Annotated in this window: 22 protein-coding genes; 19 read left to right on the top strand and 3 right to left on the bottom strand. The window is 64.6% G+C overall.

Annotated features, from left to right (window positions below; all coding sequences use genetic code 11):
* Window positions 1-35 precede the first annotated feature (35 nt).
* The 14 genes from AC07PT_RS06100 to AC07PT_RS06035 all read left to right on the top strand — a co-directional run bounded on the left by AC07PT_RS06100 (window position 36) and on the right by AC07PT_RS06035 (window position 15490).
* On the top strand, window positions 36-989 hold the full coding sequence (locus tag AC07PT_RS06100) for a branched-chain amino acid ABC transporter permease (protein ID WP_492345538.1): 954 nt from the start codon (window positions 36-38) through the stop codon (window positions 987-989).
* A gap of 3 nt (window positions 990-992) precedes the next feature.
* The gene (locus AC07PT_RS06095) at window positions 993-2294 is read left to right on the top strand and encodes a branched-chain amino acid ABC transporter permease (protein WP_492345537.1); all 1302 of its coding nucleotides are present in this window, start codon (window positions 993-995) and stop codon (window positions 2292-2294) included.
* Between the two features lie 3 nt (window positions 2295-2297).
* Window positions 2298-3080, top strand: a complete 783-nt coding sequence (locus AC07PT_RS06090) for an ABC transporter ATP-binding protein (RefSeq protein ID WP_019575513.1) — start codon at window positions 2298-2300, stop codon at window positions 3078-3080.
* A gap of 2 nt (window positions 3081-3082) precedes the next feature.
* Window positions 3083-3778: an ABC transporter ATP-binding protein gene (locus AC07PT_RS06085; protein ID WP_492345536.1), complete on the top strand. Its 696-nt coding sequence runs from the start codon at window positions 3083-3085 to the stop codon at window positions 3776-3778.
* Window positions 3779-3977: 199 nt separating this feature from the next.
* Window positions 3978-6092 carry a 3-hydroxyacyl-CoA dehydrogenase NAD-binding domain-containing protein gene (locus AC07PT_RS06080; protein WP_494656131.1) on the top strand — a complete coding sequence of 705 codons (2115 nt, stop codon included), beginning with the start codon at window positions 3978-3980 and terminating at the stop codon, window positions 6090-6092.
* A 26-nt stretch (window positions 6093-6118) separates the two neighbouring features.
* Window positions 6119-7588, top strand: a complete 1470-nt coding sequence (locus tag AC07PT_RS06075; protein ID WP_494656130.1) for a M20 family peptidase — start codon at window positions 6119-6121, stop codon at window positions 7586-7588.
* Between the two features lie 40 nt (window positions 7589-7628).
* Complete coding sequence (locus tag AC07PT_RS06070) at window positions 7629-8804, top strand: acetyl-CoA C-acyltransferase (protein WP_492345533.1); 1176 nt, start codon at window positions 7629-7631, stop codon at window positions 8802-8804.
* Window positions 8805-9012: 208 nt separating this feature from the next.
* On the top strand, window positions 9013-10839 hold the full coding sequence (locus AC07PT_RS06065) for an acyl-CoA dehydrogenase (protein WP_494656129.1): 1827 nt from the start codon (window positions 9013-9015) through the stop codon (window positions 10837-10839).
* Between the two features lie 11 nt (window positions 10840-10850).
* Window positions 10851-11072 (top strand): hypothetical protein, encoded by a 222-nt coding sequence (locus tag AC07PT_RS06060; RefSeq protein ID WP_492345531.1) that lies wholly within the window; start codon window positions 10851-10853, stop codon window positions 11070-11072.
* A gap of 159 nt (window positions 11073-11231) precedes the next feature.
* Complete coding sequence (locus tag AC07PT_RS06055; protein WP_494656128.1) at window positions 11232-12023, top strand: SDR family oxidoreductase; 792 nt, start codon at window positions 11232-11234, stop codon at window positions 12021-12023.
* 53 nt (window positions 12024-12076) lie between these two features.
* The gene (locus AC07PT_RS06050; protein WP_494656277.1) at window positions 12077-12496 is read left to right on the top strand and encodes a PaaI family thioesterase; all 420 of its coding nucleotides are present in this window, start codon (window positions 12077-12079) and stop codon (window positions 12494-12496) included.
* A gap of 62 nt (window positions 12497-12558) precedes the next feature.
* Window positions 12559-13575: an NADP-dependent oxidoreductase gene (locus AC07PT_RS06045; RefSeq protein WP_492345528.1), complete on the top strand. Its 1017-nt coding sequence runs from the start codon at window positions 12559-12561 to the stop codon at window positions 13573-13575.
* Window positions 13576-13609: 34 nt separating this feature from the next.
* The gene (locus AC07PT_RS06040; protein ID WP_494656127.1) at window positions 13610-14548 is read left to right on the top strand and encodes a glutathione S-transferase family protein; all 939 of its coding nucleotides are present in this window, start codon (window positions 13610-13612) and stop codon (window positions 14546-14548) included.
* 36 nt (window positions 14549-14584) lie between these two features.
* Complete coding sequence (locus AC07PT_RS06035; RefSeq protein WP_492345526.1) at window positions 14585-15490, top strand: SDR family oxidoreductase; 906 nt, start codon at window positions 14585-14587, stop codon at window positions 15488-15490.
* A gap of 9 nt (window positions 15491-15499) precedes the next feature.
* On the opposite strand, the gene AC07PT_RS06030 is transcribed toward AC07PT_RS06035, so the two are convergent.
* A complete protein-coding gene (locus AC07PT_RS06030) occupies window positions 15500-16921 on the bottom strand; it encodes an alanine/glycine:cation symporter family protein (RefSeq protein ID WP_492345525.1) in 1422 nt (473 codons plus the stop codon).
* Window positions 16922-17098: 177 nt separating this feature from the next.
* Here AC07PT_RS06030 and menA point away from each other — a divergent pair, with 177 nt between their 5' ends.
* Window positions 17099-18073, top strand: coding sequence for a 1,4-dihydroxy-2-naphthoate octaprenyltransferase (gene menA, locus AC07PT_RS06025; protein WP_494656126.1), 975 nt, complete (start codon window positions 17099-17101; stop codon window positions 18071-18073).
* A gap of 2 nt (window positions 18074-18075) precedes the next feature.
* On the opposite strand, the gene AC07PT_RS06020 is transcribed toward menA, so the two are convergent.
* Both AC07PT_RS06020 and AC07PT_RS06015 read right to left on the bottom strand, forming a co-directional pair.
* Complete coding sequence (locus AC07PT_RS06020) at window positions 18076-18588, bottom strand: hypothetical protein (RefSeq protein WP_494656125.1); 513 nt, start codon at window positions 18586-18588, stop codon at window positions 18076-18078.
* 3 nt (window positions 18589-18591) lie between these two features.
* On the bottom strand, window positions 18592-20457 hold the full coding sequence (locus AC07PT_RS06015) for a monovalent cation:proton antiporter-2 (CPA2) family protein (RefSeq protein WP_494656124.1): 1866 nt from the start codon (window positions 20455-20457) through the stop codon (window positions 18592-18594).
* 155 nt (window positions 20458-20612) lie between these two features.
* On the opposite strand from AC07PT_RS06015, the gene AC07PT_RS06010 reads away from it, so the two are divergent.
* Genes AC07PT_RS06010 through AC07PT_RS05995 form a run of 4 tightly spaced genes read left to right on the top strand, consistent with a single transcriptional unit; the run spans window position 20613 to window position 26054 of the window.
* Window positions 20613-22958, top strand: a complete 2346-nt coding sequence (locus AC07PT_RS06010; RefSeq protein WP_494656123.1) for a Tex family protein — start codon at window positions 20613-20615, stop codon at window positions 22956-22958.
* Window positions 22959-22995: 37 nt separating this feature from the next.
* On the top strand, window positions 22996-23820 hold the full coding sequence (locus AC07PT_RS06005) for an HDOD domain-containing protein (protein WP_492345520.1): 825 nt from the start codon (window positions 22996-22998) through the stop codon (window positions 23818-23820).
* Window positions 23821-23850: 30 nt separating this feature from the next.
* Complete coding sequence (locus AC07PT_RS06000; RefSeq protein ID WP_492345519.1) at window positions 23851-24924, top strand: patatin-like phospholipase domain-containing protein; 1074 nt, start codon at window positions 23851-23853, stop codon at window positions 24922-24924.
* A 59-nt stretch (window positions 24925-24983) separates the two neighbouring features.
* The gene (locus AC07PT_RS05995) at window positions 24984-26054 is read left to right on the top strand and encodes an Rpn family recombination-promoting nuclease/putative transposase (RefSeq protein ID WP_494656122.1); all 1071 of its coding nucleotides are present in this window, start codon (window positions 24984-24986) and stop codon (window positions 26052-26054) included.
* Window positions 26055-26059 lie beyond the last annotated feature (5 nt).

The following is a 26059-nucleotide window of genomic DNA, read 5'->3' as shown; positions in this document are numbered from 1 at the left end:
GGCCTTTTTTTTGACCCTGATGCAAAAGACTTTCAATGAATCTTGAGTTTTTCACCATCTCCATGCTCAACGGCATCAGCTATGGGCTGCTGCTGTTCATGCTGAGCTCTGGGCTGACGCTCATTTTCAGCATGATGGGCGTTCTGAACTTCGCCCACACGAGCTTCTACATGCTGGGCGCGTACTTCGCCTACACCATCTCGAAGGCCATCGGCTTCTGGCCGGCGCTGTTCGTGGCACCGCTCGCGGTGGGCGCGCTGGGCTCTCTGTTCGAACGCTACAGCCTGCGCCGGGTGCACAAATTCGGCCATGTGCCTGAACTGCTGGTCACCTTCGGCCTGTCCTACCTGATCCTCGAAGTGGTGCAACTGGTGTGGGGTCGTTCCACCGTGCCCTACGGGCTGCCCGAGCAACTGCAAGGTCCGCTGTTCACCTTGTATGGCACGCAGTTTCCCAAGTCGCGCAGCTTCATCATGCTGGTGGCGCTGTTGATGCTGGCCTCGGTCTGGCTGCTGCTGACCCGCACCCGCATCGGCCTGGTGATCCAGGCCGCGCTGACTCACCCCGACATGGCTGAAGCCCTGGGCCACAACGTGCCACGGATCTTCATGCTGGTGTTCGGTGGCGGTGCCGCTCTGGCTGGCCTGGCGGGCGTGATCGGCGGCAACACCTATGTCACCGAGCCGGCGATGGCTGGTTCGGTGGGCTCCATCATCTTCGTGGTGGTGGTGGTCGGCGGCATGGGCTCGTTGGCAGGGGCCTTTTTGGCTTCGCTGCTGATCGGTGTGCTGCAGACCTTTGCCGTGGCATTGGACTATTCGATGGCCACGGCGCTGGTGGGCCTGGGCTTTCACATCACCGAAGACACTGCGCTCTATTCCGTGCTCAAGCTCACCATCTCGCAAGTCGCGCCCATCCTGCCCTACTTGTTGCTGGTGCTGATGCTGATCTTCCGGCCCAAGGGCCTGCTGGGCAAACGGGAGGATTGATCCATGAGTTCCAACAACATTCAAGTCTACGGCTTCAAGCCCCTGAACCTGGGGCGCATCGTGATCTGGGCCCTGTTCGCGCTGGCCCTGATCGTGGCTCCGCTGCTGTTCAAGAGCAGCCTGGCGCTGACCATGCTCTCGCAGATCGGCTACCTCATCATCATCTGCCTGAGCTACAACATGCTGCTGGGGCAGGGGGGCATGCTGAGCTTTGGCCATGCGGTCTACACCGGGCTGGGCTCGTTCATCGCCATCCACGCCATGAACATGGCCGGCAAGGGGCTGAGCATCCCGGTGTCGCTGATCCCCATCGTGGGCGGCATGGCCGGCATGGGTTTTGCCGCCTTGCTGGGCTGGGTGACCACCAAGAAGTCGGGCACCACCTTTGCCATGATCACCATGGGCGTGGGCGAGCTGGTGGCCTCGATGGCTTTGATGCTGCCTGACTTCTTTGGCGGCGAAGGTGGCATCACCACCAACCGGGTGTATGGCCAGAGCTTCATGGGCATCAGCTTCGGGCCGCAGATCCAGGTCTATTACCTGATCGCGCTCTATTGCTTCGTCTGCACCGCGGCGATGTTCGCCTTCACGGGCACGCCGCTGGGGCGCATCCTGAACGCGGTGCGCGACAACCCCGAGCGGGTCGAGTTCATCGGCTACAACACCCAGCGCGTGCGCTATTTCGCCTTCATCATCGCCGGCTTTTTTGCCGGCGTGGGCGGCGGCCTGGCCACCATCAACTTCGAGATCGTCACCGGGGCCGACAGCCTCAGCGTGATCCGCTCCGGCGGCTATCTGCTGTTCACCTTCCTGGGGGGGGCCACCTTCTTCTTCGGGCCCATCATCGGTGCCGTGCTGCTGGTGTTCGCCTCGGTGCTGCTGTCCGAGCTGAGCAAGGCCTGGCTGCTGTACCTGGGCCTGGTGTTCCTGTTCATGGTGATGTATGCGCCTGGCGGCATCGCCAGCCTGGTGATGCTGAATGTGCGGCTGGCCCGTTTCGGCCGCCTCAAGCCCCTGCTGAGCTGTTACCTGGGCATGGCCTTGACCGGTTCGGTGGTGGTGCTGGGGGCGGCTTCGATGATCGAGATGCTCTACCACCTGCAGCTGAACGCGGCCCTGGGCCCCGAAATGGAGTTCCTGCACCTGCGCGTGAATGCGGAAGCCACCACCAGCTGGTTGTGTGCCGGTGCGGTGCTGGCCGTGGGCCTGGGCCTGTTCGAGCTGGTGCGGCGCCGTTTTGTGGCCCGCTGGCACCTGATCCAGGAAGAAATCGAAAAAGAAATCAAGCGCACGGAGGCCCACTGAGTCATGACCGCCACTTCTGAATACGCCCTGGAGCTCAACGACCTGCGCAAAAGCTTCGGTCGCTCCGAAATCATCCGCGGTGCCAACCTCAAGGTGGCCCACGGCGAGCGGGTGGCCATCATCGGGCCGAATGGGGCGGGCAAATCCACCCTGTTCAACCTCATCAGCGGCCGCTTTGCACCCACCAGCGGTGACGTGGTGCTCAACGGGCAGCGCATCAACGGCTTGCCGCCCTATGAGATCAACCGGCGCGGGCTGTCGCGCAGCTTTCAGATCACGAACATCTTCCCGAAGCTGAGCGTGTTCGAGAACCTGCGTTGCGGGGTGCTCTGGAGCCTGGGCTACAAGTACACCTTCTTGCGCTTCCTCTCGGGTCTGCACGATGCCAACGAACGGGCCGAAGAACTGATGCGGCAGATCCACCTCGACAAGAAGCGCGACGTGCTGGCCATGAACCTGACCTACGCCGAACAGCGGGCCCTGGAGATCGGCATCACCATCGGCGGCGGCGCCAATGTGATCCTGCTCGATGAACCCACCGCCGGCATGAGCCGCAGCGAGACCAAACGCTTCATCAGCCTCATCCGTGAGGTGACGGTGGGCAAGACCTTGCTCACGGTGGAGCACGACATGGGGGTGGTTTTCGGCCTGGCCGACAAGATCGCCGTGGTGGTGTATGGCGAGGTGATCGCCTTTGACACGCCTGAAGCCGTGCGCGCCAACCAGCGCGTGCAAGAAGCCTATCTGGGCTCCGTGGTGGCCGAGAACCAGGCCGGAGGACATTGAGCATGCTGAAGGTAGAGAACCTGCACGCCTTCTACGGCAAGAGCCATGTGTTGCATGGCGTGCATTTCGATGTGCAGCCGGGCGAAATCGTGGCCCTGCTGGGGCGCAACGGCTCAGGCCGTTCGACAACCGCGAAGGCCGTCATGGGCCTGGTCAACTGGGAAGGCTCGATCAATTGGAAAGGGCAGGCCCTGCAGGGTCGCAAGGCCTACGAGATCGCCCATCTGGGGCTGGGCTATGTGCCCGAAAACCGCGAGATCTTCCCCAAGCTCACGGTGCACCAGAACCTGCTGTTGGGCCGCAAGGGCAATGGCAAGGGCTCGCGCTGGTCGTTTGACGACATGTACCAGATGTTCCCGCGCCTGAAGGAGCGACAGCACACCGAGGCCGGCGTCATGTCGGGCGGCGAGCAGCAGATGCTCACGCTGTGCCGCACCCTCATGGGGGACCCCGACCTGATCATCATCGACGAGCCCACTGAGGGGCTGGCCCCGAAGATCGTCGAACTGGTGGGCCAATACCTGCAGAACCTCAAGGCTCGCGGCATTTCGGTGCTGCTGATCGAGCAGAAGCTGACCATCGCCATGTCCATCTCCGACCGGACGCTGGTCATGGGGCATGGCAGCATCGTGTTCGAAGGCACGCCTGATCAGTTGCGTGCCGATGCCGACGTGCGCAAGGAGTGGCTGGAGGTCTGAGACACGCCCCGAAAAACGGGGCAGGGCAGGGTGGTGAGCGGCCGCTCTGCACATCGTTTGTTAGGGGTTTTCCCTTGTACATCGGTCAAAACCGCTCATTTTGTCCCGGCTGGGACAGCCCGGTCGTTGCGGTGCAACAAGCTTTCCCTAAAATAAAAATCGCACGATCGTTCTTTTTTATTCATCGAGGAACACCCGCATGACGGCAGAATACAAAGTCCACGGCGATATCGCTGTGATCACCCTGAACAACCCTCCGGTCAACGGCCTGGGCCTCGCCACCCGCCAGGGCATCGTGGCCGGCCTTGAGCAGGCCAATGCCGATGCCGCCGTCAAGGCCATCGTGCTGACAGGCGCAGGCAAGGCCTTCTCGGGCGGTGCCGACATCAAGGAATTCGGCAGCCCCAAGGCGCTGCAGGAACCCAACCTGCTGAGCGTGATTGGCGCGGTCGAGAAATCGGCCAAGCCGGTCGTGGCCGCTGTGCACAGCGTGGCCATGGGCGGAGGCCTGGAGCTGGCTCTGGGGGCGCACTACCGCATTGCAGCCCCCGGCACCCAAGTGGCCCTGCCTGAAGTCAAACTCGGCCTGATCCCCGGGGCGGGTGGCACACAGCGCCTGCCGCGCGTGCTGGGTGTTGAAACCGCGCTCAACATGATCGTGAGCGGTGAGCCCGTCAAGAGCGAATTGCTGGCCAGCCTGCCGGGCCAGAAGCTGTTTGACAAGCTGGCCGCCTCGCCTGAGTCGCTGGCCGACGAAGCGCTGGCGATGGCCCGCGAGGTGGCCGCCAAGCATGCCGCCGACGGCTCGGCCTTCCCCCTGGTGCGCAACCTGCCCTGCAAGCACCCCCTGGGCGACGCCTACTTCCAATTTGCCCGCAACATGGTCAAGGGCATGGCCAAGAACTTCCCCGCCCCGGGCAAGTGCGTGGACGCCGTCGAGGCCGCCACCAAGAAGAAGTTCGACGACGGCATGGTCTTTGAACGCGACATCTTCATCAACCTGATGTGGACCCCCGAGTGCCGTGCCCTGCGCCACCTGTTCGTGGCCGAGCGCGCTGCCTCCAAGATCCCGGATGTGGCGGACGACACCCCCAAGCGCGACATTCGCCAAGTGGGCGTGATCGGCGCCGGCACCATGGGCGGCGGCATCACGATGAACTTCCTGAATGCCGGTATCCCCGTGAAGATGCTGGAAATGAAGCAGGAAGCCCTGGACCGCGGCATTGCCACCATCAAGAAGAACTACGAAGCCCAGGTCAAGAAGGGCAAGCTCAAGCAAGACAAATATGAGCAGCGCATGAGCCTGCTGAGCACCACCCTGAGCTATGGCGACCTGAAGGACGCCGACCTGATCATCGAAGCGGTGTTCGAGGAAATGGGTGTCAAGGAAGCCGTGTTCAAGCAGCTCGATGCCGTCGCCAAGCCCGGTGCCATTCTGGCCTCCAACACGTCGACGCTGGACGTCGACAAGATTGCGTCCTTCACCCAGCGTCCGCAGGACGTGGTGGGCATGCACTTCTTCAGCCCGGCCAACGTGATGAAACTGCTTGAGGTGGTGCGTGGCAAGGCCACTGCCAAAGATGTCTTGGCCACCGTCATGGCCGTGGGCAAGAAGATCAAGAAGACCGCTGTGGTTTCGGGCGTGTGCGATGGCTTCATCGGCAACCGCATGATCGAGCAATACAGCCGCCAGGCAGGCTTTCTGCTTGAAGAAGGGGCGACCCCGGCTCAGGTTGACAAAGCGGTCGAGAAGTTTGGCTTTGCCATGGGCCCGTTCCGCATGGGCGACCTGGCTGGCAACGACATCGGCTGGGCCATCCGCAAGCGCCGTTACACCGAGAAGCCCGACCTCAAGTACAGCAAGACCGCTGACCTGCTGTGTGAACTGGGCCGCTACGGTCAGAAGACCGGCGCCGGCTGGTACGACTACGTGCCGGGCAAGCGCGATGCCATCCCCAGCCAGCTGGTGGTCGACCTGATCGAGAAGCATCGCAAGGACCTGGGCATCACACCGCGCAAGATTTCCGACGAGGAAATCGTGCAGCGTCTGGTGTTCTCCCTGGTCAACGAAGCCGCCCACATTCTGGAAGAGGGCATTGCCAGCAAGGCCAGCGACATCGACATGGTGTACCTGACCGGCTATGGCTTCCCGATCTGGCGCGGCGGCCCGATGCACTATGCCGATCAGCTGGGCCTGTTCAACGTCGCCGAAGCCATGAAGCGTTTTGCCAAGAACCCGCTCGACGACGCCCAGTTCTGGCAGCCGGCCCCGTTGCTGGCCCGCCTGGTGGCCGAAGGCAAGACCTTCAATTGAGCGCTGTCGCCACCAGCTGACACGACATGAGCCTCAAGCGAATCTCTCTGGCTGTGCTGGTGCTGTGCGCCGGCCTGGGTGCTGTGGTGGTGGGCAACACCCTCCTCAAACCCTCGCGGCAACTGGCCGTCGAACGCATTGCCTCCCCGCAGGTCGATGCCGATGCCGTCGCCAAGCGACTGGCCGGTGCGGTTCGCATCCAGACGGTGTCGTCGGAATCCGACGCCCAGCTCAACGCAGCCGAATTCGACCGACTGCACGCCTATCTGGCGCAGCAGTTTCCGCGTGTTCACCAGCAGCTCGAGCTGGAGCGCTTCGGTGCCCACAGCCTGATGTTCATCTGGACCGGCAGCGATGCAAAAGCCTTGCCGCTGGCACTGATGGCACACCAGGACGTGGTGCCCATCGCCCCCGGCACCGAAGCCAAATGGACCGTACCTCCTTTCGAGGGTCGCATCCAGGATGGCTTTGTCTGGGGCCGTGGCGCCTGGGATGACAAGGGCAACCTGATGGCCCAGTTGGAAGCCATCGAATCGCTGCTGGCCTCTGGCTTTCAACCTCGTCAGACGGTTTACCTGCTGTCGGGCGGAGACGAAGAGGTCGGCGGGGCGGGTGCGCGGGAGATGGCCCAGGTACTGAAGCAGCGCGGGGTCCAGTTCGACTTCGTGCTGGACGAAGGCATGGTGGTCACCGAAGGCGTGTTGCCTGGCCTGCAAGTGCCGGCGGCGCTGATTGGTGTGGCCGAAAAAGGCATTGGCACCTGGCAGCTCAGCGTCGACACCGCCCCCGGCCATTCGTCGATGCCGCCGCCTCAGACCGCCATCGGCATGCTGAGCAAGGCTTTGACGCAGCTCGAAGCCCAGCAATTGCCCGCCAGCGTGACGGGTGTGGCCCAGGATCTGTTCGACACCCTGGCGCCCGAGATGCACGGTGTGAACCGCTTCCTGTTGTCCAACCTGTGGCTGTTCGGGCCCCTGGTGCGTCAACAGCTTGAGAAGTCGCCCAGCTCGAACGCCATGCTGCGCACCACCACGGCCCTGACCATCGTCAACGCCGGCAACAAGCTCAACGTGCTGCCCGGCCACGCCGAAGCCACGGTGAACTTTCGCCTGCTGCCCGGTGACAGCCTGGACTCGGTTGAACAGCATGTGAAAACCGTGGTGGCCAACGAAGCCATCCAGCTGCAACGCCTGCGCGACAGTGCCGAGCCCTCGGCCGTCTCGCCCACCTCGGCCCGAGGCTATCAACTCATCAACCGCACGGTGCGTGAGTTGTTCGCCGATGCCGTTGTGGCCCCTGGCCTGATGGTGGGGGGCACGGATTCCCGCTTTTTCGGCGACCTCAGCCGCAACATCTACAAGTTCTCGCCGGTGCGTGCGCACCCCGAAGACTTGCCACGTTTCCACGGCACCAACGAGCGCATCTCGGTGAGCAACTACGTGGAAGCGATCCAGTTCTATCAACAACTGCTGCGCAATGCCTCCAAGGCTTCGTGAGCACAGCCGAACCCCATAACCGACAGAAAGGCACCCTGCCATGACCAAGGCCGTTATTGTTTCCACCGCCCGTACCCCGCTTGCCAAGAGCTGGAAGGGTTCGTTCAACATGACCCATGGCGCCACCCTGGGCGGCCATGCCGTCAAGCACGCGATTGCCCGGGCTGGTATCGATGCTGCCCACATCGAGGACGTGATCATGGGCTGCGCCAACCCAGAGGGCGCCACGGGTGCCAACATCGCACGTCAGATCGCCCTGATGGCCGGCTGCCCTGTGAATGTGTCGGGCCTGACCGTGAACCGCTTCTGCTCCTCGGGTTTGCAGACCATTGCCCTGGCTTCGCAGCGCATCATCGCCGGCGAAGGTGAGGTGTATGTGGCTGGCGGCGTTGAAAGCATCTCCTGCGTGCAGCAGGAAATGAACCAGCACATGCTGGCCGATCCGGCGCTGCTGAAGGTCAAACCCGAAATCTATTGGTCCATGCTGCAGACGGCCGAGCAGGTCGCCAAGCGCTACAACATCGGCCGCGACGTGATGGACGAGTACGGCGCTGCCAGCCAGCAAAAGGCCTGCGCCGCCCAGGCCGCCGGCCTGTTCGATGCCGAAATCGCCCCCATCACCGTGACGGCCGGCGTAGCCGACCCCGTGATGGGCCTGCGCACCAAGGAAGTGACCGTGAGCCGCGATGAAGGCACCCGCGAAGGCACCACCAAGGAAGGCATCAGCGGCATCAAGCCGGCCATGCCCGGCGGTGTGGTGTCGGCCGGCAACGCCAGCCAGTTCTCCGATGGCGCCGGCGCCTGCGTGGTGGTCAGCGAAGAGTACGCCGCACGCCACAACCTGCAGCCGCTGGGCCGCTTCCTGGGCTTTGCTGTGGCCGGTTGCGAGCCCGACGAGATGGGCATCGGCCCCGTCTTTGCCGTGCCCAAGGTTTTGGACCGCCTGGGCCTCAAGGTCAGCGACATCGACCTGTGGGAGTTGAACGAAGCCTTTGCCGTGCAGGTGATCTACTGCCGCGACAAGTTGGGCATTCCGGCTGACCGCCTGAACGTGAACGGTGGCGCCATCGCCCTGGGCCACCCTTATGGGGTGAGCGGCCAGCGTCTGACCGGCCACGCCCTGATCGAAGGCAAGCGCCGCGGTGCCAAGCGCGTGGCCGTGACCATGTGCATTGGCGGTGGCATGGGTGCTGCCGGCATTTTCGAAGTGCTGTGATCGGCACCGGGAGGCGGTGCCGGCGTCCAGCGGATGCCGGCGCAGTCTCCCAGGCCTGAGCTGCCTTGGCGTGACTGACACCCTGGCAGCCAGGCCTCCGCACGGGCCACGGACACGCGCCATGCCCAGATTCAGCCCGCTCCGGGCTGCGGCATGCTCTGTTTCTGCTGGCTCCCCCTGATCTCTTCTTACGCACAGAGTCCACGCCATGAGCCTCCGTTCCAGCATCGATTTCCTTCTGTTCCAGTGGCTGCAAGCCGACAACCTGAACCAGCGTGAGCGCTTCGCGGACCACAGCCGCGATACCTTCGATGCCGTGCTGGACACCTGCGAGCGCATCGCTCGCGAAAAGTACGCCCCCTTCAACCGTCTGGTGGACACCCAGGAGCCCCATTTCGACGGTGAGAAGGTGACCTTGCCCCAGGCCACCCATGATGCCCAGAAGGCCTATGCCGAATCCGGCATGCTGAGTGCTGCGCAGGATTACGACTGGGGCGGCATGCAATTGCCCTACACGGTTGAAGCCGCCGCCAACGCTTTTTTCGGTTGCGCCTCGGTCAGCATCGGCTCGGGCATGCTCACCACCGGCAATGCCAACCTGCTGATGGCCCACGGCAGTGAGCTGCAGAAGCAGGTTTTCGCCAAGAACGAGTTTGCTGGCCGCTGGTCGGGCACCATGTGCCTGTCCGAGCCGCAGGCCGGCTCCAGCCTCAGCGATGTGGCCACCCGTGCCGTGCCCGATGGCGAGGGCGCCGAGGCTGATCCGTTGGGCCCGCGCTTCCGCCTCAAGGGCAACAAGATGTGGATCTCGGCCGGCGAACACGAGTTGACCGAGAACATCATTCACCTGGTGCTGGCCAAGATCCCGGGTCCCGATGGCAAGACCATTCCGGGCGTGAAGGGCATCTCGCTGTTCATCGTGCCCAAGAAGCTGGTCGACACCGAAGGCCGTCTGACGGGCGAGCGCAATGACGTCGTCCTCGCGGGTCTGAACCACAAACTGGGTTGGCGGGGCACCACCAACACCTTGCTCAACTTTGGCGAAGGCAAGTTCCAGCCAGGCGGGCAGGGCGGGGCCGTGGGCTACCTGGTAGGTCGCCCGGGCGAAGGCCTGAAATGCATGTTCCACATGATGAACGAGGCCCGGATCGGCGTGGGCATGGCCGCCACCATGCTGGGCATGGCGGGTTATCTGGCCTCGCTGGACTACGCCCGCAACCGGCCCCAGGGCCGCCCCATGGGCGTGGGTGGCAAGGACGCCGCTCAGCCGCAGATCCGCATCATCGAGCATGCTGACGTCAAGCGCATGCTGCTGGCCCAGAAGTCGTACTGCGAAGGCGCGCTGGCTCTGGAGCTGTACTGTGCCCGTCTGGTCGACGAACAACACACCGGCGCCCCTGAGGCCGCTGACGATGCGCGCCTGTTGCTGGAGGTGCTCACCCCGATCGCCAAGAGCTGGCCCAGCGAGTGGTGCCTGGAGGCCAATTCGCTGGCCATCCAGGTGCATGGGGGCTACGGTTACACCCGCGACTTTCCGGTGGAGCAGTATTGGCGTGACAACCGCCTGAACATGATTCATGAAGGCACCCACGGCATCCAGGCCATGGATCTGCTGGGCCGCAAGGTGCTGATGGAGAACGGCCGGGGCCTGCAGTTGCTGGCTGCCCGCATCAACAACACCATCGAGCGCGCGCTGCAGCAGCCCGAACTGGCCGCCCATGCCAATGCGCTGGGAGGTGCCCTGCAACAGGTGGGTGCGGCCACCAAGGCGGCCTGGGCCACTGGCGTGCCTACCGACGCCTTGGCCAATGCAGTGCCCTACTTGCAGGCCTTTGGTCACACGGTGCTGGCCTGGATCTGGTTGGACGTGGCGCTGGCTGTGCAGGCCGGTGGCACCCGTGACGCCACGGCACAGGGACGTCTGGCAGCAGCGCGCTTCTTTTTTCATTACGAATTGCCCAAGATCGGGGCCTGGCTGCGGGTGGTTGAAACGCGTGACCAGACCTGCGCCGAGCTGCCTGAAGACGCTTTCTGAGGTCTTGCCCCGTGGCCCTGTTGCGTGTCAGCCCCCGCTTGTTGTTGCGCCTGCAGCAGCTCGTGTGGTGGCTGATCTACGGCGGGCTGCTGAGCGTGGTGCTGGGCCTGGCCACCGAGCGGGTCGCGCCGGGGCAGGGGGAGCGTCTGCTGGTCTGGGGTGGTCTGGCGACCGCTGCTGGCGTTCTACTGATCTTTGTGCGCGCCGCCCTGCAAGCCCGTGAGGACCGCTGAGAGCCTGAAGTCAGCCTGAAGGTATCGCCGCCGAGACAGGTGGCGCCGCCTGGAATGCCCAGAATCCTTCTCATTCCATTTGATTCCGTTCCGTTCTTTTGACCCCGGCATGAGCCTGGCCAGCGCCGGGTTCGCCATCCAACAGCAGGAGACATTCCCATGACACGCAACGTGCAACAACTTTTTGACCTTCAAGGCCGCACCGCCCTGGTGACCGGCGGCTCACGTGGACTGGGCCTGCAAATGGCCCATGCCCTGGGCGAGGCCGGTGCCCGTGTGGTGCTGAGTTCGCGCAAGGCCGAAGACCTGGAAGAGTCGGCCGCCGAACTCAAGGCCGCCGGCATCGACGCCAGCTGGATTGCAGCCGACTGTGCCCGTGAGGACGACATCCGTCGTCTGGCCGACGAGTCTATCGCCCGTCTGGGCCACATCGACATCCTGGTGAACAACGCCGGCGCCGCCTGGGGCTCGCCTGCCGAAGACCACGCGGTGGAAGCCTGGGACAAGGTCATGAACCTCAACGTGCGGGGCTATTTCATCCTCAGCCAGCATGTGGCCAAACACAGCATGATCGCCCGCAAGAAGGGCAGCATCATCAACCTGGCCTCGATCGCAGGCCTGGGCGGCAACCCCAAGGGCATGAACACCATCGCCTACAACACCTCCAAGGGCGCGGTGATCAACTTCACCCGCACCCTGGCCGCGGAATGGGGCCAGCACAACATCCGTGTCAATGCGATCTGCCCGGGCTTCTTCCCGAGCAAGATGACCGTGGGCACCCTCAAGGCCCTGGGCGAGGAACGTCTGGCCGCCCACGCACCGCTGGGCCGTCTCGGCGATGACGAAGATCTCAAAGGCCTGTGCCTGCTGTACGCCTCGGACGCGGGCAAGCACATCACCGGCCAGTGGCTGGCGGTGGATGGCGGTACCTCGATCGTGACAGCAGGCTGAAAATGCCCCGAACGGGGCGCACACTCCCGCTCTGAATCCCCATGGACCTTTTTATGAGCTTTGGCGTCGAAATTCCTTTTGTCACCCTGCTGGGGTTTGAACTCACCCGCTTCGAAGGCGGGCATTCCGAGATCGTGTACGAGCCCCGGCCTGAGCACATGAACTCGTTTCAGGTGGCGCATGGCGGCTCGATCATGACCTTGCTGGACGTCACCATGGCCACGGCGGCGCGCAGCGTGGCCCCCGATCTGGGGGTGGTGACGATCGAGATGAAGACCAGCTTCATGCGCCCGGGGACCGGGCGCCTGACCGGCAAGGGGCGGTTGATGCACCGCACCCGCAGCATGGCCTTCACCGAAGCCACGATCTACAACGAAGCCGGGGAGGCCTGCGCCCATTCGACCGGCACTTTCAAGTACGTGAAACGCACCGAAACGCCGGGCCAGGGCCCTGCCGCCGTGTCCACGGACTGATGTCCCCACGCCCCCTGAACACCCACCCAAGGCCGAATGATCGGCCTGACCAGGAGAAACCCATGCCCCAGAACAAGCAGATCGTGCTCGACAACCGCCCTCAGGGCGAGGCCACCGTCGACAATTTCAAACTCGTGGTGACCGACACCGCCCCCTTGCAGGAAGGTCAGGTGCTGGTTCAACACCATTACCTCAGCCTTGACCCCTACATGCGTGGCCGCATGAACGACGGCAAGAGCTATGCCCAGCCCCAACCCCTGGGCCAGGTGATGATCGGTGGCACCGTGGGCGAGGTGCTGGAAAGCCGCCACGCGCGCTACGCCGTGGGCGACAAGGTGGTGGGCATGGGGGGCTGGCAGCAATACAGCGTGGTCGATGCGTCCACGCCGGGCACCCTGCGCAAGGTGGACACCACCCATGTGCCGCTGTCCCACTACCTGGGCGCGGTCGGCATGCCCGGCGTGACAGCCTGGTATGGCCTGGTCAAGATCATCAATCCCAAGGCCGGTGAGACCGTGGTGGTCAGTGCCGCCACCGGCGCGGTGGGCAGTACCTACGCCGCGGTGGCCAAGGCGCGCGGTTGTCGCGTGGTGGGCATTGCCGGTGGCCCCGAGAAATGCGCCTACGCCGTGAACGAACTGGGCTTTGACGCCTGCATCGACTACAAGACCCACCCCGATGTCAAAAGCCTGTCGCAGGCCCTCAAGGAGGCCTGCCCCAACGGCATCGACGGCTACTTTGAAAACGTGGGCGGCTACATCCTCGATGCGGTGCTGCTGCGCACCAATGCCTTTGCCCGCATCGCGGTGTGCGGCATGATCGCCGGCTACGACGGCAAGCCGCTGCCGCTGGCCAACCCGGCCCTGATCCTGATCAACCGCCTCAAGGTTGAGGGCTTCATCGTGGGTGAGCACATGGAAGTGTGGCCCGAGGCCCTGGCCGAACTGGGGAGCCTGGTGGCCAGCGGCAAGCTGCGCCCGCGTGAAAGCGTGGCCCAGGGCATCGAGTCGGCGCCCGACGCCTTCCTGGGCCTGCTCAAGGGCAAGAACTTCGGCAAGCAACTGGTCAAGGTGATCTGAGGCGCCCGCGCCTCCCAACCCCACGGAGCCCGCCATGCACGACCTGATCCTCCACCATTACCCCACGTCGCCGTTCTCGGAAAAAATCCGCCTTATCCTGGGCTACAAGCAACTGGCCTGGAAGTCGGTGATCATCCCCTCGATCATGCCCAAGCCCGACGTGCTGGCCTTGACCGGGGGCTACCGCAAGACCCCGTTCCTGCAAATCGGTGCCGACATCTACTGTGATACGGCCTTGATCTGCGACGTGTTGGAGCACCGCCAGCCCAGCCCCACGCTGTACCCTGACCACCAAAAGGGTGTTGCCCGGGTGCTGGCCCAGTGGGCCGACACCACCTTGTTCTGGGCCGCCATGGCCTACAACCTCAGCCCCAAGGGTGCGGCCGCCATGTTCGCCGGTGCGCCGCCCGAGGTGGCCAAGGCCTTTGCCGCCGACCGGGGCGCCATGTCCACCGGCATGACCCGTTTGCGCCCTGGCGATGCCACGGCCGCCTACAAAAGCTACCTGCGCCGCCTGGCCAACATGCTCGAAGACCCCCCCTTCCTGCTGGGCGATGCGCCCACGGTGGCCGACTTTGCGGCCTACCATCCGCTGTGGTTCAGCCGGGTGCGCAACCCGGTCATGGGCGACATCCTGCAGGCCACGCCGGGCGTCCTGGGGTGGATGGATCGGCTGGCCGCGCTGGGGCACGGCCGCCTGGACAAGTTCGACTCGGCCGATGCCATCGCCGTGGCCGCGGCCAGCCAGCCGGTGGCTCTGGGTGACGAGCCCTTCAAGGATGAGCATGGCATTGCCCTGGGCAGCCGCGTGAGCATTGCCGCGGAAACCTTTGGCACCGAGACCACCGAGGGCGAGCTGGTGGCCGCCACGCGCATGCACTACACCCTGCGGCGCACCGACGAACGCGCCGGCACCGTGCATGTCCATTTCCCGCGCATCGGCTACGTGCTGCGCGCGCTCGACGCGGCCTGAGCGCCTCCGCAACCCGTTCAATCAAGGAGACAAAGAATGATCAAGGATTTCAAGAACACCACCGCCGTGCTCACCGGGGCCGGCTCGGGCTTCGGCCTCGAATGCGCCCGCATTGGCGCCCGTCTGGGCATGAACCTGGTGCTGGTGGATGTGCAACAGGATGCCCTGGACAAGGCCCAGGCCGAACTCGAAGCTGCCGGCGCCCAGGTGCTGGCCCGCCGCGTCGACGTGGCCAAGGCCGACCAGATGGAGGCCTTGGCCACGGCGGTCAAGGAGCGCTTCGGCGCGCCGCACTTCGTTTTCAACAACGCGGGCGTGGGCGCCGGCGGGCTGGTGTGGGAGAACTCGGTCAAAGACTGGGAATGGGTGCTGGGTGTCAACGTCTGGGGTGTGATCCATGGCGTGCGCCTGTTCACGCCCATGATGTTGGAAGCCGCGGCCAAAGACCCGGCCTACCGGGGCCACATCGTCAACACCGCCAGCATGGCCGGCCTGCTGACCCCACCCAACATGGGCATCTACAACGTCAGCAAGCATGCCGTGGTGAGCCTGACTGAAACCCTGTACCAGGATTTGCGCCTGGTCAGCGATCAGATCAGTGCCAGCGTGCTGTGCCCCTTCTTCGTGCCCACCGGCATCAACCAGAGCCACCGCAACCAACCTGCTGAACTGCGTGACCAGAAGCCCACCAAGAGCCAACTGATCGGCCAGGCCATGAGCGACAAGGCGGTGGGCTCGGGCAAGGTGACGGCTGCCCAGGTTGCCCAGAAGGTGTTCGACGCCATCAGCGCCGATCAGTTCTACATCTTCAGCCACCCGCACGCCCTGGGCTCGGTGCAGACCCGCCTCGAAGACGTGGTGCAGGGCCGCAACCCCACCGATCCGTTCTCCCACAAGCCAGAACTGGGCGAGCAGCTCAAGGCCGCGCTGCGCGCCGCCTGAGCCGTTGCTTCAAGGCCGCCAGACGCCTTGGGCCGCCGTGCTGCGGCCCTGATCTGGCAGCACGCCGGCCCGGAACGTCGGTGCCGTGCTGCTGGTGGCGATCTGGCGGCGGTAATCGGCCCACGCTGCAAATGCGTAGCGACGCAGCCTGAAGATTGCCACCAGGTTGATCAACGCCATCACCCCCATGGCCACATCGGCCATGTCCCAGACCAGGGGCACGCTGGCCACGGCACCAAACATCACCATGCACAGCACCAACACCCGGAAAGCCATCACCAGGGGCTTGCTGCTGCGCAGAAATTCGACATTGCCCTCGGCATAGGCGTAGTTGCCGATGATGGAGGTGTAGGCGAAGAAGAACACCGCCACCGCCATGAAGGCCTGGCCTGCGCTGCCGATGTGGGCCTGCACTGCGGCCTGGGTCAGGGCGGCACCTTTGAGTGCCCCGCCTGGTACGAACTGGTCTGACAACAGAATGATCAGCGCGGTGGCCGTGCAGATCACGATGGTGTCCACAAACACACCCACCATCTGCAACAGGCCTTGCGACACTGGATGCTGCACCGTGGCGGTGGCCGCCGCATTGGGGGCGCTGCCCATGCCGGCTTCGTTCGAGAAAAGGCCTCGTTTGACGCCAAATTGCAGGGCCTGGGCCACGCCGTAGCCCATCAGGCCGCTGGCGGCCTCCTGCAGGCCAAAGGCGCTGCGAAAAATCAGTGCGAAAACACCGGGCACGCGGTCAAAGTTCACCACCAGGGCATACAGCGCCACCAGCAGGTAGCCCAGGGCCATGATGGGCACCAGCCATTGAGCGATGCGGCCGATGCGGCGAAGGCCGCCAAAGATGGACAAGGCACTGAGGGCCACCAGGGCAATCCCGATGCCGGCCTTGTCCCAGCCATAGGCGGTGTGCAGCACGTCGACGATCGAATTGGCCTGCACGGCGTTGAAGACCAGGCCGAAGGCCACAATCAGGGCCAGCGCGAAGGCCATGCCCCAGCGCCGTGAGCCCAGCCCGTGCTGAATGTAATAGGCTGGCCCGCCGCGGAAGCTGCCGTCCGGGTGACGCTGCTTGTAGATCTGAGCCAGCGTGGACTCTGTGAAGGCCGACGCCATGCCGAGCAGACAGGTCAGCCACATCCAGAAAATGGCCCCCGGCCCCCCCAGGGCGATGGCGGTGGCAACGCCGGCAATGTTGCCTGTGCCTACCCGGCTGGCCAGGCCGGTGGCGAACGCTTGCAATGGTGTGATGCCGCTGCTGCCACCATCCCGGCGCAAGGCGTCCAGACTGTGGCCCAGTCCGCGCAGTTGCACCGCGCCGGTGCCCAGGGTCAATACCAGGCCGACGCCGAGCAGGGCGTAAATCAGCACATGGCTCCACAGAAGGTGGTTGAGCGGGTCGATCACAAGGCGAAGGGCGGCTTCCACAAAGACTCCTTGACGGCGGGTGGGTGGGTTGGCGGTGGGCGATTTTGGGCAGTGGTAGGGGGGTGCACGGCTGTCCGGCCTGGTGGCTTGGTAAGCAAATGCGTTGGCGCCGTCACGGCTTCCCCAGTCGGGCGCGGCTGGCAGAATCGGTTGTTTCGTCCTGTAGCAATCGATGCCGTGAACAAATCCCCCTTGCAATCTGCCCCGTCGGCTCCGGCCGAACCGCCCAGAGGCCGCTGGCAGACCTGGAAAGCCTGGCAGGTGGCCGTGCGCCCACGCAGTCTGTGGGTCGCGCTGGCCCCAGTGCTGGTGGGGGCCGCGTTGGGGTGGCACCGTACCGGTGCGCTGGATGCCTGGGCCGCAGCGGCCGCAGTGGTGGCGGCCTTGTTGATGCAAATCATCACCAACCTGCAAAACGATGTCGGCTACACCCGGCGCGGTGCGCACCAGTCGCCCACCGCCACCGGCTTGCCGCGGGCCACGGCGCTGGGCTGGATCGCAGTGCGCCAAATGCAGTGGGTGGTGGCCGCTCTGGCCTTGCTGGCCACGGCATTCGGTTTGGGGCTGGTGCTGCTCAAAGGTTGGCCGGTGTTGGTGATCGGCAGTGCGTCGTTGCTGGCGGCGCTGGCCTACATGGGCGGGCCGCGGCCGATTGCCTACACGCCATTTGGCGAGCTGACCGTGCTGGTGTTTTTCGGGCTGGTGGCTGTGCTGGGCAGCGAATGGCTGTTGACGGGCGGATTCGACGCCCCCAGCGTGCTGGCCGCGCTCTGCATGGGGGGGCTGGCCGCATCGGCACTGGCCATCAACAATCTGCGCGATCTGGCCCACGATGAACGGGTGGGGCGCCGCACCCTGGCCGTGTGCCTGGGGGCCGCCCATGCACGGCGGGCCCATGCGCTGATGCTGACCGGCCCATTCGCACTGTTGCTGCCCCTGGCTTGGCTGGCGGGGTCATCCTTGTGTCTGTTGCCCATCCTGCTCTGGCCCCGGGCACAGCGCCTTCTGCGGGCCTTGCGGCGTGCATCCCACGCCGACGACTACAGCGCGCTGCTGATCGAGACCTTCCGGTTCGAGATGCAGTTTGCCGTCTTGCTGGCGGCGGGGCTGGTGCTCAGCGGGCTGGTGCGGGGCTGGTTGCCGCAGGGCTAGGTTCAACCGCGCCAGGCCTGCCACCAGGCGCGCACCTGGCCCACCACCCGGGTCTTGAGGGCGCGGGCCGCCTGCCAGGGCGCGCTGTTGCGCACATAAGCCAGCAGCCGGTCTTTCCAGGCTTTCCAGCGAGGGTACCAGCGGGCAAACCAGGCCAGTTGCATCAGGGCCGGCTGGGTCAGGTGGAACAGGCGTGCCAACACCGCGGTGCCCAGCAGCTTGGCGCCCAGCAGCAACACCAGGCCCAGCGCCGCGTGGCCCTGGCTGAATAGCCACAGGGCGCCCAGCTTCACGGGCAGCAGGGCCAGGGCCGGGACCGCGAACATCAACAGGGCGGCCCAAGGGGGCAGTGCGCGGATGCGGCGCTCCAGCCAGGCCAGCACCGGCAGCCGGGCGATCCATCCGACCAGGGCTGACAGGGTGTCCCAACCCCATTCTTCGAACACCAGCAGCAAAGCCAGCGTGCCCAGCAGCAGGGTCTTGATGAAGCGCAGCAGCGCCTTGAACAGGTCCATGGTTCAGCTCCGGCCTGGGGTCGGTGCCGGTTCCGCCACCGCGTCGCCATGGATCACCGCTTCGGCCGCCGTGTTCAGGGCCTGGCCTTCGCGCTGCGGCGTGGTCAGCGGGGTGGGGGCCCAGCGGTTGCCATGCAGCAGCGCCAGGGCCGCCTTGGCTTCGCCATTGAGTTGCATTTGCAGGCGTTCCGAGTCGCGCCGGCGGATGTCCTCGCCCACGGCGGCGGCGTCCGACGCTTCAACCCCCAGTTGGCGCAAGGCCTCCAGGCTGAAGGCCATGGCACTTTCAAAGGTTTCGCGCATCTGGAAATCCACGCCATGGTGCATCAGTTCGATGGCGTGCTGGCGATCAAAGGCCCGGGCCAGCACCGGGGTCAGGGGGAAGCTCTGCTTGATCAATTCGACAATGCGCGTGGTGGCGGCCTTGTCGTCCACGCACACCAGGACTGCGCGCGCAGTGCCGGCGCCACTGGCTTGCAAGACGTCCAGCCGGGTGCCGTCACCGTAATACACATTGAAGCCGAACTGGGCCGCGGCCCGGATCATGTCGGTGTCGCGGTCGATGATGGCGATCTCGATGCCGCGGGCGAGCAGGTTCTGGCAGGCAATCTGGCCAAAACGACCGAAGCCGATCACCAGCACGCTGGGGGCCAGTTCGACTGCGGCGTCCACGGACTGGATGCCGCGCAGGTCGGGCGGGGCAGGGCGGGCCGCCAGGGTTCGGCGCACGGCGGCCAACAACAGAGGACTCAGGGCCATGGACAAGATCACTGCCGCATTCAGCACGGCATTCATCTCGGCCTCGATCAGGCCCGCATGGGCGGCCGTGGCGTACAGCACAAAGGCGAACTCGCCACCTTCGGCCATCATGGCCGCGCGCAGCACAGAGTCACGCCGGTTGCAACGGGTCAGGCGGGCCACGGTGTACACCCCCAGGCCCTTGAGCAGCATGTAGCCCACCACGCCCGCCAGCAGCTTGGGCCAGCCCTGCAAGACCAGCGGCAGGTCGAGCGACATGCCCACGCCCATGAAAAACAGGCCCAGCAGCAAGCCCCGGAAGGGTTCGATGTCGGCCTCCAACTGATGCCGAAAAGTCGATTCGGACAGCATCACACCGGCGGCGAAGGCGCCCAAGGCCATCGACAGCCCGCCCCACTGCATGGCCAGGGCAGCGCCCAAGACCACCAGCAGGGCGGCCGCCGTCATCACTTCGCGGGCGCGCACCTTGCTCAACAGGCTGAACAAGGGGTTGAGCAACCAGCGGCTGACCGCCACCAGGCCCAGGATGGCGCTGAGCGCCACGCCCATGGTGACCCAGCGCGACACGGGCTCCTGGTCGGCCGGTGCAGGGGCCAGAAAGGCCACGATGGCCAGCAGTGGCACGATGGAAAGGTCTTCCATCAGCAAAATCGACACGATGCGCTGCCCGGGCGGGCTGGAAGATTCACCGCGCTCGTCCAGCACCTGCATCACGATGGCCGTGCTGGACAGCACAAACCCCATGGCGGCGACAAAGGCCACCGGCCAGGCCAGCCCGAGCAGGTGGCCCAGGGTGGTGAGCAACGTGGCGCAGGTCAGCACCTGCATCAAGCCCAGACCGAAAATCTGGCGGCGCAGCTTCCACAGCCGGCTCGGCTGGGTGTCCAGGCCGATCACGAACAGGAACATCACCACCCCCAGCTCGGCCACATGAAGAATGGTCTGGGACTCACTGAAAACGGCCATGCCGAAGGGCCCCACGGCCAGGCCCGCGGCCAGGTAGCCCAGCACCGAGCCCAGCCCCAGTCGCTTGAAAAGCGGCACGGCCAGCACCCCGGCGCCCAGCAGCACCACGGTTTTCAAAAGATCACTGCCTTGCTCGATGGCCATCGCTTCACTCCATGTTGCCGGGCAGTTTAGCGGCTGCCGTCTGTCGGCTGCGATGCGGCAAAGTTTCACACCCGAGCCAGCTCATTTGGACGCCAGGGGCAGGGCGCTGTGGCACACTCGCCGGCTTCGGATTCGACCGTGACGCTGCGAGAGACATGCAAAAGATCATTCGGCAATTGGCCGCTGAAATCAGGGTGAACGAGGCGCAGGTGCGCGCTGCTGTAGACCTGCTGGATGGGGGCGCGACCGTGCCCTTCATTGCCCGCTACCGCAAGGAAGTGACCCAGGGCCTGGACGACATCCAACTGCGTGAGCTGGAAGCCCGCCTGGCCTACCTGCGCGAGTTGGAAGACCGCCGCGAGGCCATCCTGAAGAGCATTGCCGAGCAAGGCAAGCTGACCGATGCCCTGCGCGCGGCCATCGATGCGGCCCCCACCAAGCAGGAACTCGAAGACCTGTACTTGCCCTACAAGCAAAAACGCCGCACCAAGGGCCAGATTGCCCGCGAAGCCGGCATCGAACCCCTGGCCGATCTCCTGTTTGCCGAGCCGACCCGTGTGCCGGCGGACGAGGCCCAGGCCTATGTCAAGACCGCCAAGGGCGAAGACGGCAGTGATTTCACCACCACCGGGGCCGTGCTGGACGGCGTGCGCGACATTTTGTCCGAGCGGTGGGCCGAGGACGCCGCCCTGGTGCAAAACCTGCGCGAGTGGCTTTGGAATGAAGGTCTGCTGAAAAGCAGCAAGATCGAGGGCAAGGACGAAAACCACCCCGATGTGGCCAAGTTCCGCGACTATTTCGACTACGACGAACCCATTGGCCGGGTGCCATCGCACCGCGCCCTGGCGGTGTTTCGCGGCCGAACACTCGAGATTCTGGAGGCCAAACTGGTGTTGCCGGTGCCCCCGGAACCGGGACAGCCCTCAGTGGCAGAAGGGCGCATTGCCCTGCACCTGGGCTGGAGCCATGCAGGCCGACCGGCCGACGACCTGCTTCGAAAGTGCGTGGCCTGGACCTGGCGCGTCAAGCTGAGCCTGTCCACCGAGCGGGATCTGTTCTCGCGCCTGCGTGAAGAGGCCGAAAAGGTGGCGATCAAGGTGTTTGCCGACAACCTGCGCGACCTGTTGCTGGCGGCGCCCGCCGGTCCGCGTGTGGTGATGGGCCTGGACCCAGGCATCCGTACCGGTGTCAAGGTGGCCGTGGTCGATGCCACCGGCAAGCTGGTGGACACCAGCACCGTGTTCCCGCATGAGCCACGCCGCGACTGGGACGGTTCGCTGCACACCTTGGGCCGCCTGTGTGAAAAGCACGGCGTGAACCTGATTGCCATCGGCAATGGCACGGCCAGCCGCGAAACCGACAAGTTGGCCGCCGACCTGATCAAGCTGCTGGTCAAGATCGACCGTCACGTGGAGAAGGTGGTGGTCAGCGAGGCGGGTGCCTCGGTGTACTCGGCCAGCGAATTCGCCTCGCAAGAGATGCCCGATGTGGACGTGAGCCTGCGTGGTGCTGCCAGCATCGCGCGCCGCTTGCAGGACCCGCTGGCCGAACTGGTCAAGATCGACCCCAAGAGCATTGGCGTGGGCCAGTACCAGCACGATGTGAACCAGAGTGAACTGGCTCGCACGCTCGAAGCGGTGGTGGAGGACTGCGTGAACTCGGTGGGGGTGGATCTGAACACCGCCAGCGTGCCCCTGCTGTCGCGGGTGTCGGGCCTGAGCGCCGCCGTGGCCAAGGCGGTGGTGCGTTGGCGCGAGGCCAATGGCGCCTTTGCCAGCCGCCAGCAGTTGCTCAGCGTGAGCGGCCTCGGGGCCAAGACCTTCGAGCTGAGCGCGGGTTTTCTGCGCATCCGCGGTGGCGAGAACCCCTTGGACATGACCGGTGTGCACCCCGAAACCTACCCTGTGGTGGAGCAGATCATGGCCAAGACCGGCAAGCCTGTGGCCGAACTGATGGGCCGTGCCGACATGCTCAAGACCCTGAAGCCAGAGCTGTTTGCCAACGAGAAGTTCGGCGTCATCACGGTCAAGGATATCCTGGGCGAACTGGAGAAGCCGGGGCGCGACCCGCGGCCCGATTTCAAGGTGGCCCGTTTCAACGAAGGGGTTGAAGACATCAAGGACCTGCGTGAAGGCATGGTTCTGGAAGGCACCGTCAGCAATGTGGCCCAGTTTGGCGCCTTCATTGACCTGGGGGTGCATCAGGACGGTCTGGTGCACGTGAGCCAACTCAGCCACAAGTTCGTCAACGATGCGCGCGAAGTCGTCAAGACCGGTGACATCGTCAAGGTGAAGGTGATGGAGGTGGATGTGGAGCGCAAGCGCATCGGCCTGTCCATGAAGCTCGACGCCGCACCGGCGCGCCGCGACGGTCCGCGCGACAACCGCTTTGAAGGGGCTGGGCGCCAGCACCAGGGCGGCGGGCAGCGGCGCCAAAACGACGCGGCAACCCCATCTGCCATGGCTTCTGCATTTGCCAAGCTGCAAAACCGCTCGCGCTGACGATAATCGGAAACAATCAGTTTCAAAATCAATTTCCATGGAGCTTGACGCCCTTCTGGCCTCTGAAATCGCCCTGCCCAGCATTCCGCGGGTGGTGGCCTTGCTCATGCTGGAATTGGACAAGGACGAGTCGGACCTGCGTCGCATCACGCAACTGATCAGCACCGACCCGGCCTTGACAGCCCGCTTGCTGCAATTGGCCAACTCGGCCTTCTTTCATCTGGAGCGGCGAGTCAACGGCGTGGCCGAGGCCCTGGCCGTGCTGGGCCTGAACCATGTTCGGACCCTGGTGTCCGCGGCAGCGGTGGGCGGCGCCTTCCGCGGCGTGGCGGGCATCAACCTGCAGCAGTTCTGGCGCTACAGCCTGGACACGGCCAAGGTGTCCCGCATTCTGGCCGGCGTGGTGCGGCAGAACCCCAGCGCGGCCTTCACCTCGGGCTTGCTGCATGCGGTCGGCGAACTCGCCATGCACATGGGCATGCCGCGTGACATGGCGCTGCTCAACATGGAGCACGGGCCATTGGATCTCAAGCGGGCGCGCAGCGAGCGCAAGAAGCTGGGCTTCTGTTACGCCCAGGTGAGTGCCGGATTTGCCCGCAAATGGCAGTTTCCGGCGGCCATCGTCGATGCGCTCGAGTACCAGGTTGCCCCGTTCGAGAACGAGGTCTATGAGCCACTGGCGGGTGTGATCCACCTGGCTTCCTGGCGCACCCGCGCCAAGGAAGCGGGATTCACCGACCGCGAACTGGCGGTGAGCTTTCCGGACACCGTGGGCCTGGCGCTGGAGCTCGACATCGACATGGTGCTGCAGCAGGATCCGATCGACTGGACCACCCCCCAGGAAGTGGGCGCCTTTGTCTGAACCCGGACCCCACCAGCCGCGCATGCCCCGATGAGAGCGCTACGTCTTTATGCCGGGCCCCAGGCCCGCGCCCAATTGCAGGCCCACGGGCTGCAGCCTCAGCACATTCGCGTGGTGCCCGCGGCAGCCGGCGGCCCCAAGGGGTTGGTGCTGGGGCCGCTGGACCGTTTCCTGTTCGGCGAATGGCTGCCGCGCTCAAGCCAGCCCATCGATCTGGTGGGGGCCTCGATTGGGGCGTGGCGCATGGCCACGGCGTGCCTGGACGATCCCGTTCAGGCCTTTGCCCGGCTTGAACATGACTACATCGCCCAACGCTATGAACTGGCGCCAGGCCAGAAGCGCCCCAGCGCCGAGCATGTGAGCGAGCGATTTGCCGACAATTTGAAATTGTTTTTTGGCGGTCGCGAACATGAAGTGCTGGAACACCCACGCTACCGACTGCATGTGATTGCCTCGCGCGGCCGGCACGTGCTGGCCCAGGAGCATGGTCTGGCCACGCCCCTGGGGTATCTGGGCGCATTTCTGAGCAACACCGTGCAGCGCCGTGCCATGGGGGCCTGGCTGGAGCGGGTCGTGTTTTCGGCCCGGCATGCCGCCTTGCCCTTCAGCACCCGTGATTACCGCAGCCGCCAGGTGGCCCTCACACCGGCCAATTTCATGGACGCCGTGCAGGCCAGTTGTTCCATCCCCTTTGTGCTGCGCTCGGTCAGCGGTATCGCCGGCGCCCCACCAGGGGCCTACTGGGATGGCGGCATCACCGACTACCACATGCACCTGGATTACCGAAGCCCCGCCCCGGGCGTGGTGCTGTATCCGCATTTTCAGCAGGCCGTGGTGCCCGGCTGGCTCGACAAGGCCCTGAAGTGGCGCCACCGTGCCAGCGCCTTTCTGGACCCGATGCTGGTGCTGGCCCCCGACCCGGCCTGGGTGCAGACCCTGCCCAACGCCAAACTGCCCGACCGCAAGGACTTCACCCACTATGGCAATGACCATGCTGGCCGTGCAGCCGCCTGGACTCGGGCCGTGCAGGCCAGCCAGCAACTGGCCGACGAGTTCGCCGAGTGGCTGCATGCCCCGGACATGGGTCGGGTCGAGGCCCTCTGAACGGCTCCTCCGGACTGGGCTGCTACCCGCTGTCAGGCTGACAGCGCAGTCTGGCGGCCATGCAACTGGCCCTTGTGCGATCCGCGGCAGCATGGGCGATGCCCACGCACCACGACAACGACTACAAGCTGCTGTTCTCCCACCCCGAGATGGTGCGCGACCTGCTGCTCGGTTTCGTGCCCGGCGACTGGGTGCAGGCGGCCAGGTTCGAGACGCTGGAGCGGGTCAATGCCAGCTACGTGAGCGAATCGGACAAGCAGCGCCACGACGACATGGTCTGGCGGTTACAGGTGGGGCCGCGCTGGATCTGGGTTTATCTGCTGCTGGAGTTTCAAAGCCAGCCCGACGAATGGATGGCGGTGCGCATGATGGTCTATGTGGGCCTGCTGGCCCAGCATCTGATCAAGGAAGGGCAGTTGGAGCAAGGCAGGCTGCCGCCCTTGCTGCCTTTGGTCCTTTACAAAGGACATCGCTCCTGGTCTGCGGCTCAGGATGTGGCTGACTGTTTCGCCCCTGGCATACCTGCGCTGGAACCCTACAGACCGCGCTTGCTGTATCACCTGATCGATGAAGCCAGATTGAAGCTATCCCAGTCTGACGAAGTTCGGAACGTGACCGAAGCCTTGTTCAAGTTGGAGCACAGCACCAATCGGTCCGACATCGCCAGGCTGGCGTACGCGATGGGTCAGGCGCTCCAGGCACCCGAGCATCAGAAATTGAGAAGAACCCTCAATGTCTGGCTCCGTCGCCTGATACGGCGCAAAATGCCGGACATCGTCACCGACGAACTCGATCAAATCCACGACCTTCTGAAAGGCCCGACCATGCTCGAAGAAACCCTGGAACGCCTTTACAACGAAGCCATTGAAAAAGGACTGTCCAAAGGGCATTCACAAGGATTGTCTCAAGGACTGACACAGGGTCTCTCACAAGGGCTTTCACAAGGGCTTTCACAAGGCATCGCCATGATGCTGACTCGAGTGATAGAGCAGCGCTTCACCCCCGTGCCCGCCTGGGTCTACCAGCGGCTTCAGAGTGCATCGGTGGAGCATTTGGAAGCGTGGTCCGAGCACATGTTCAGCGCACCCACCCTGGAGGCTTTGCTGAATGAACCCAGCACCAGGCTTTGACAGGG

This window comes from Curvibacter sp. GW821-FHT09D12, assembly GCF_059416245.1.
The sequence above is the reverse complement of the archived record's forward strand: the minus strand, read 5'-3'. Positions and strand labels throughout refer to the sequence as shown.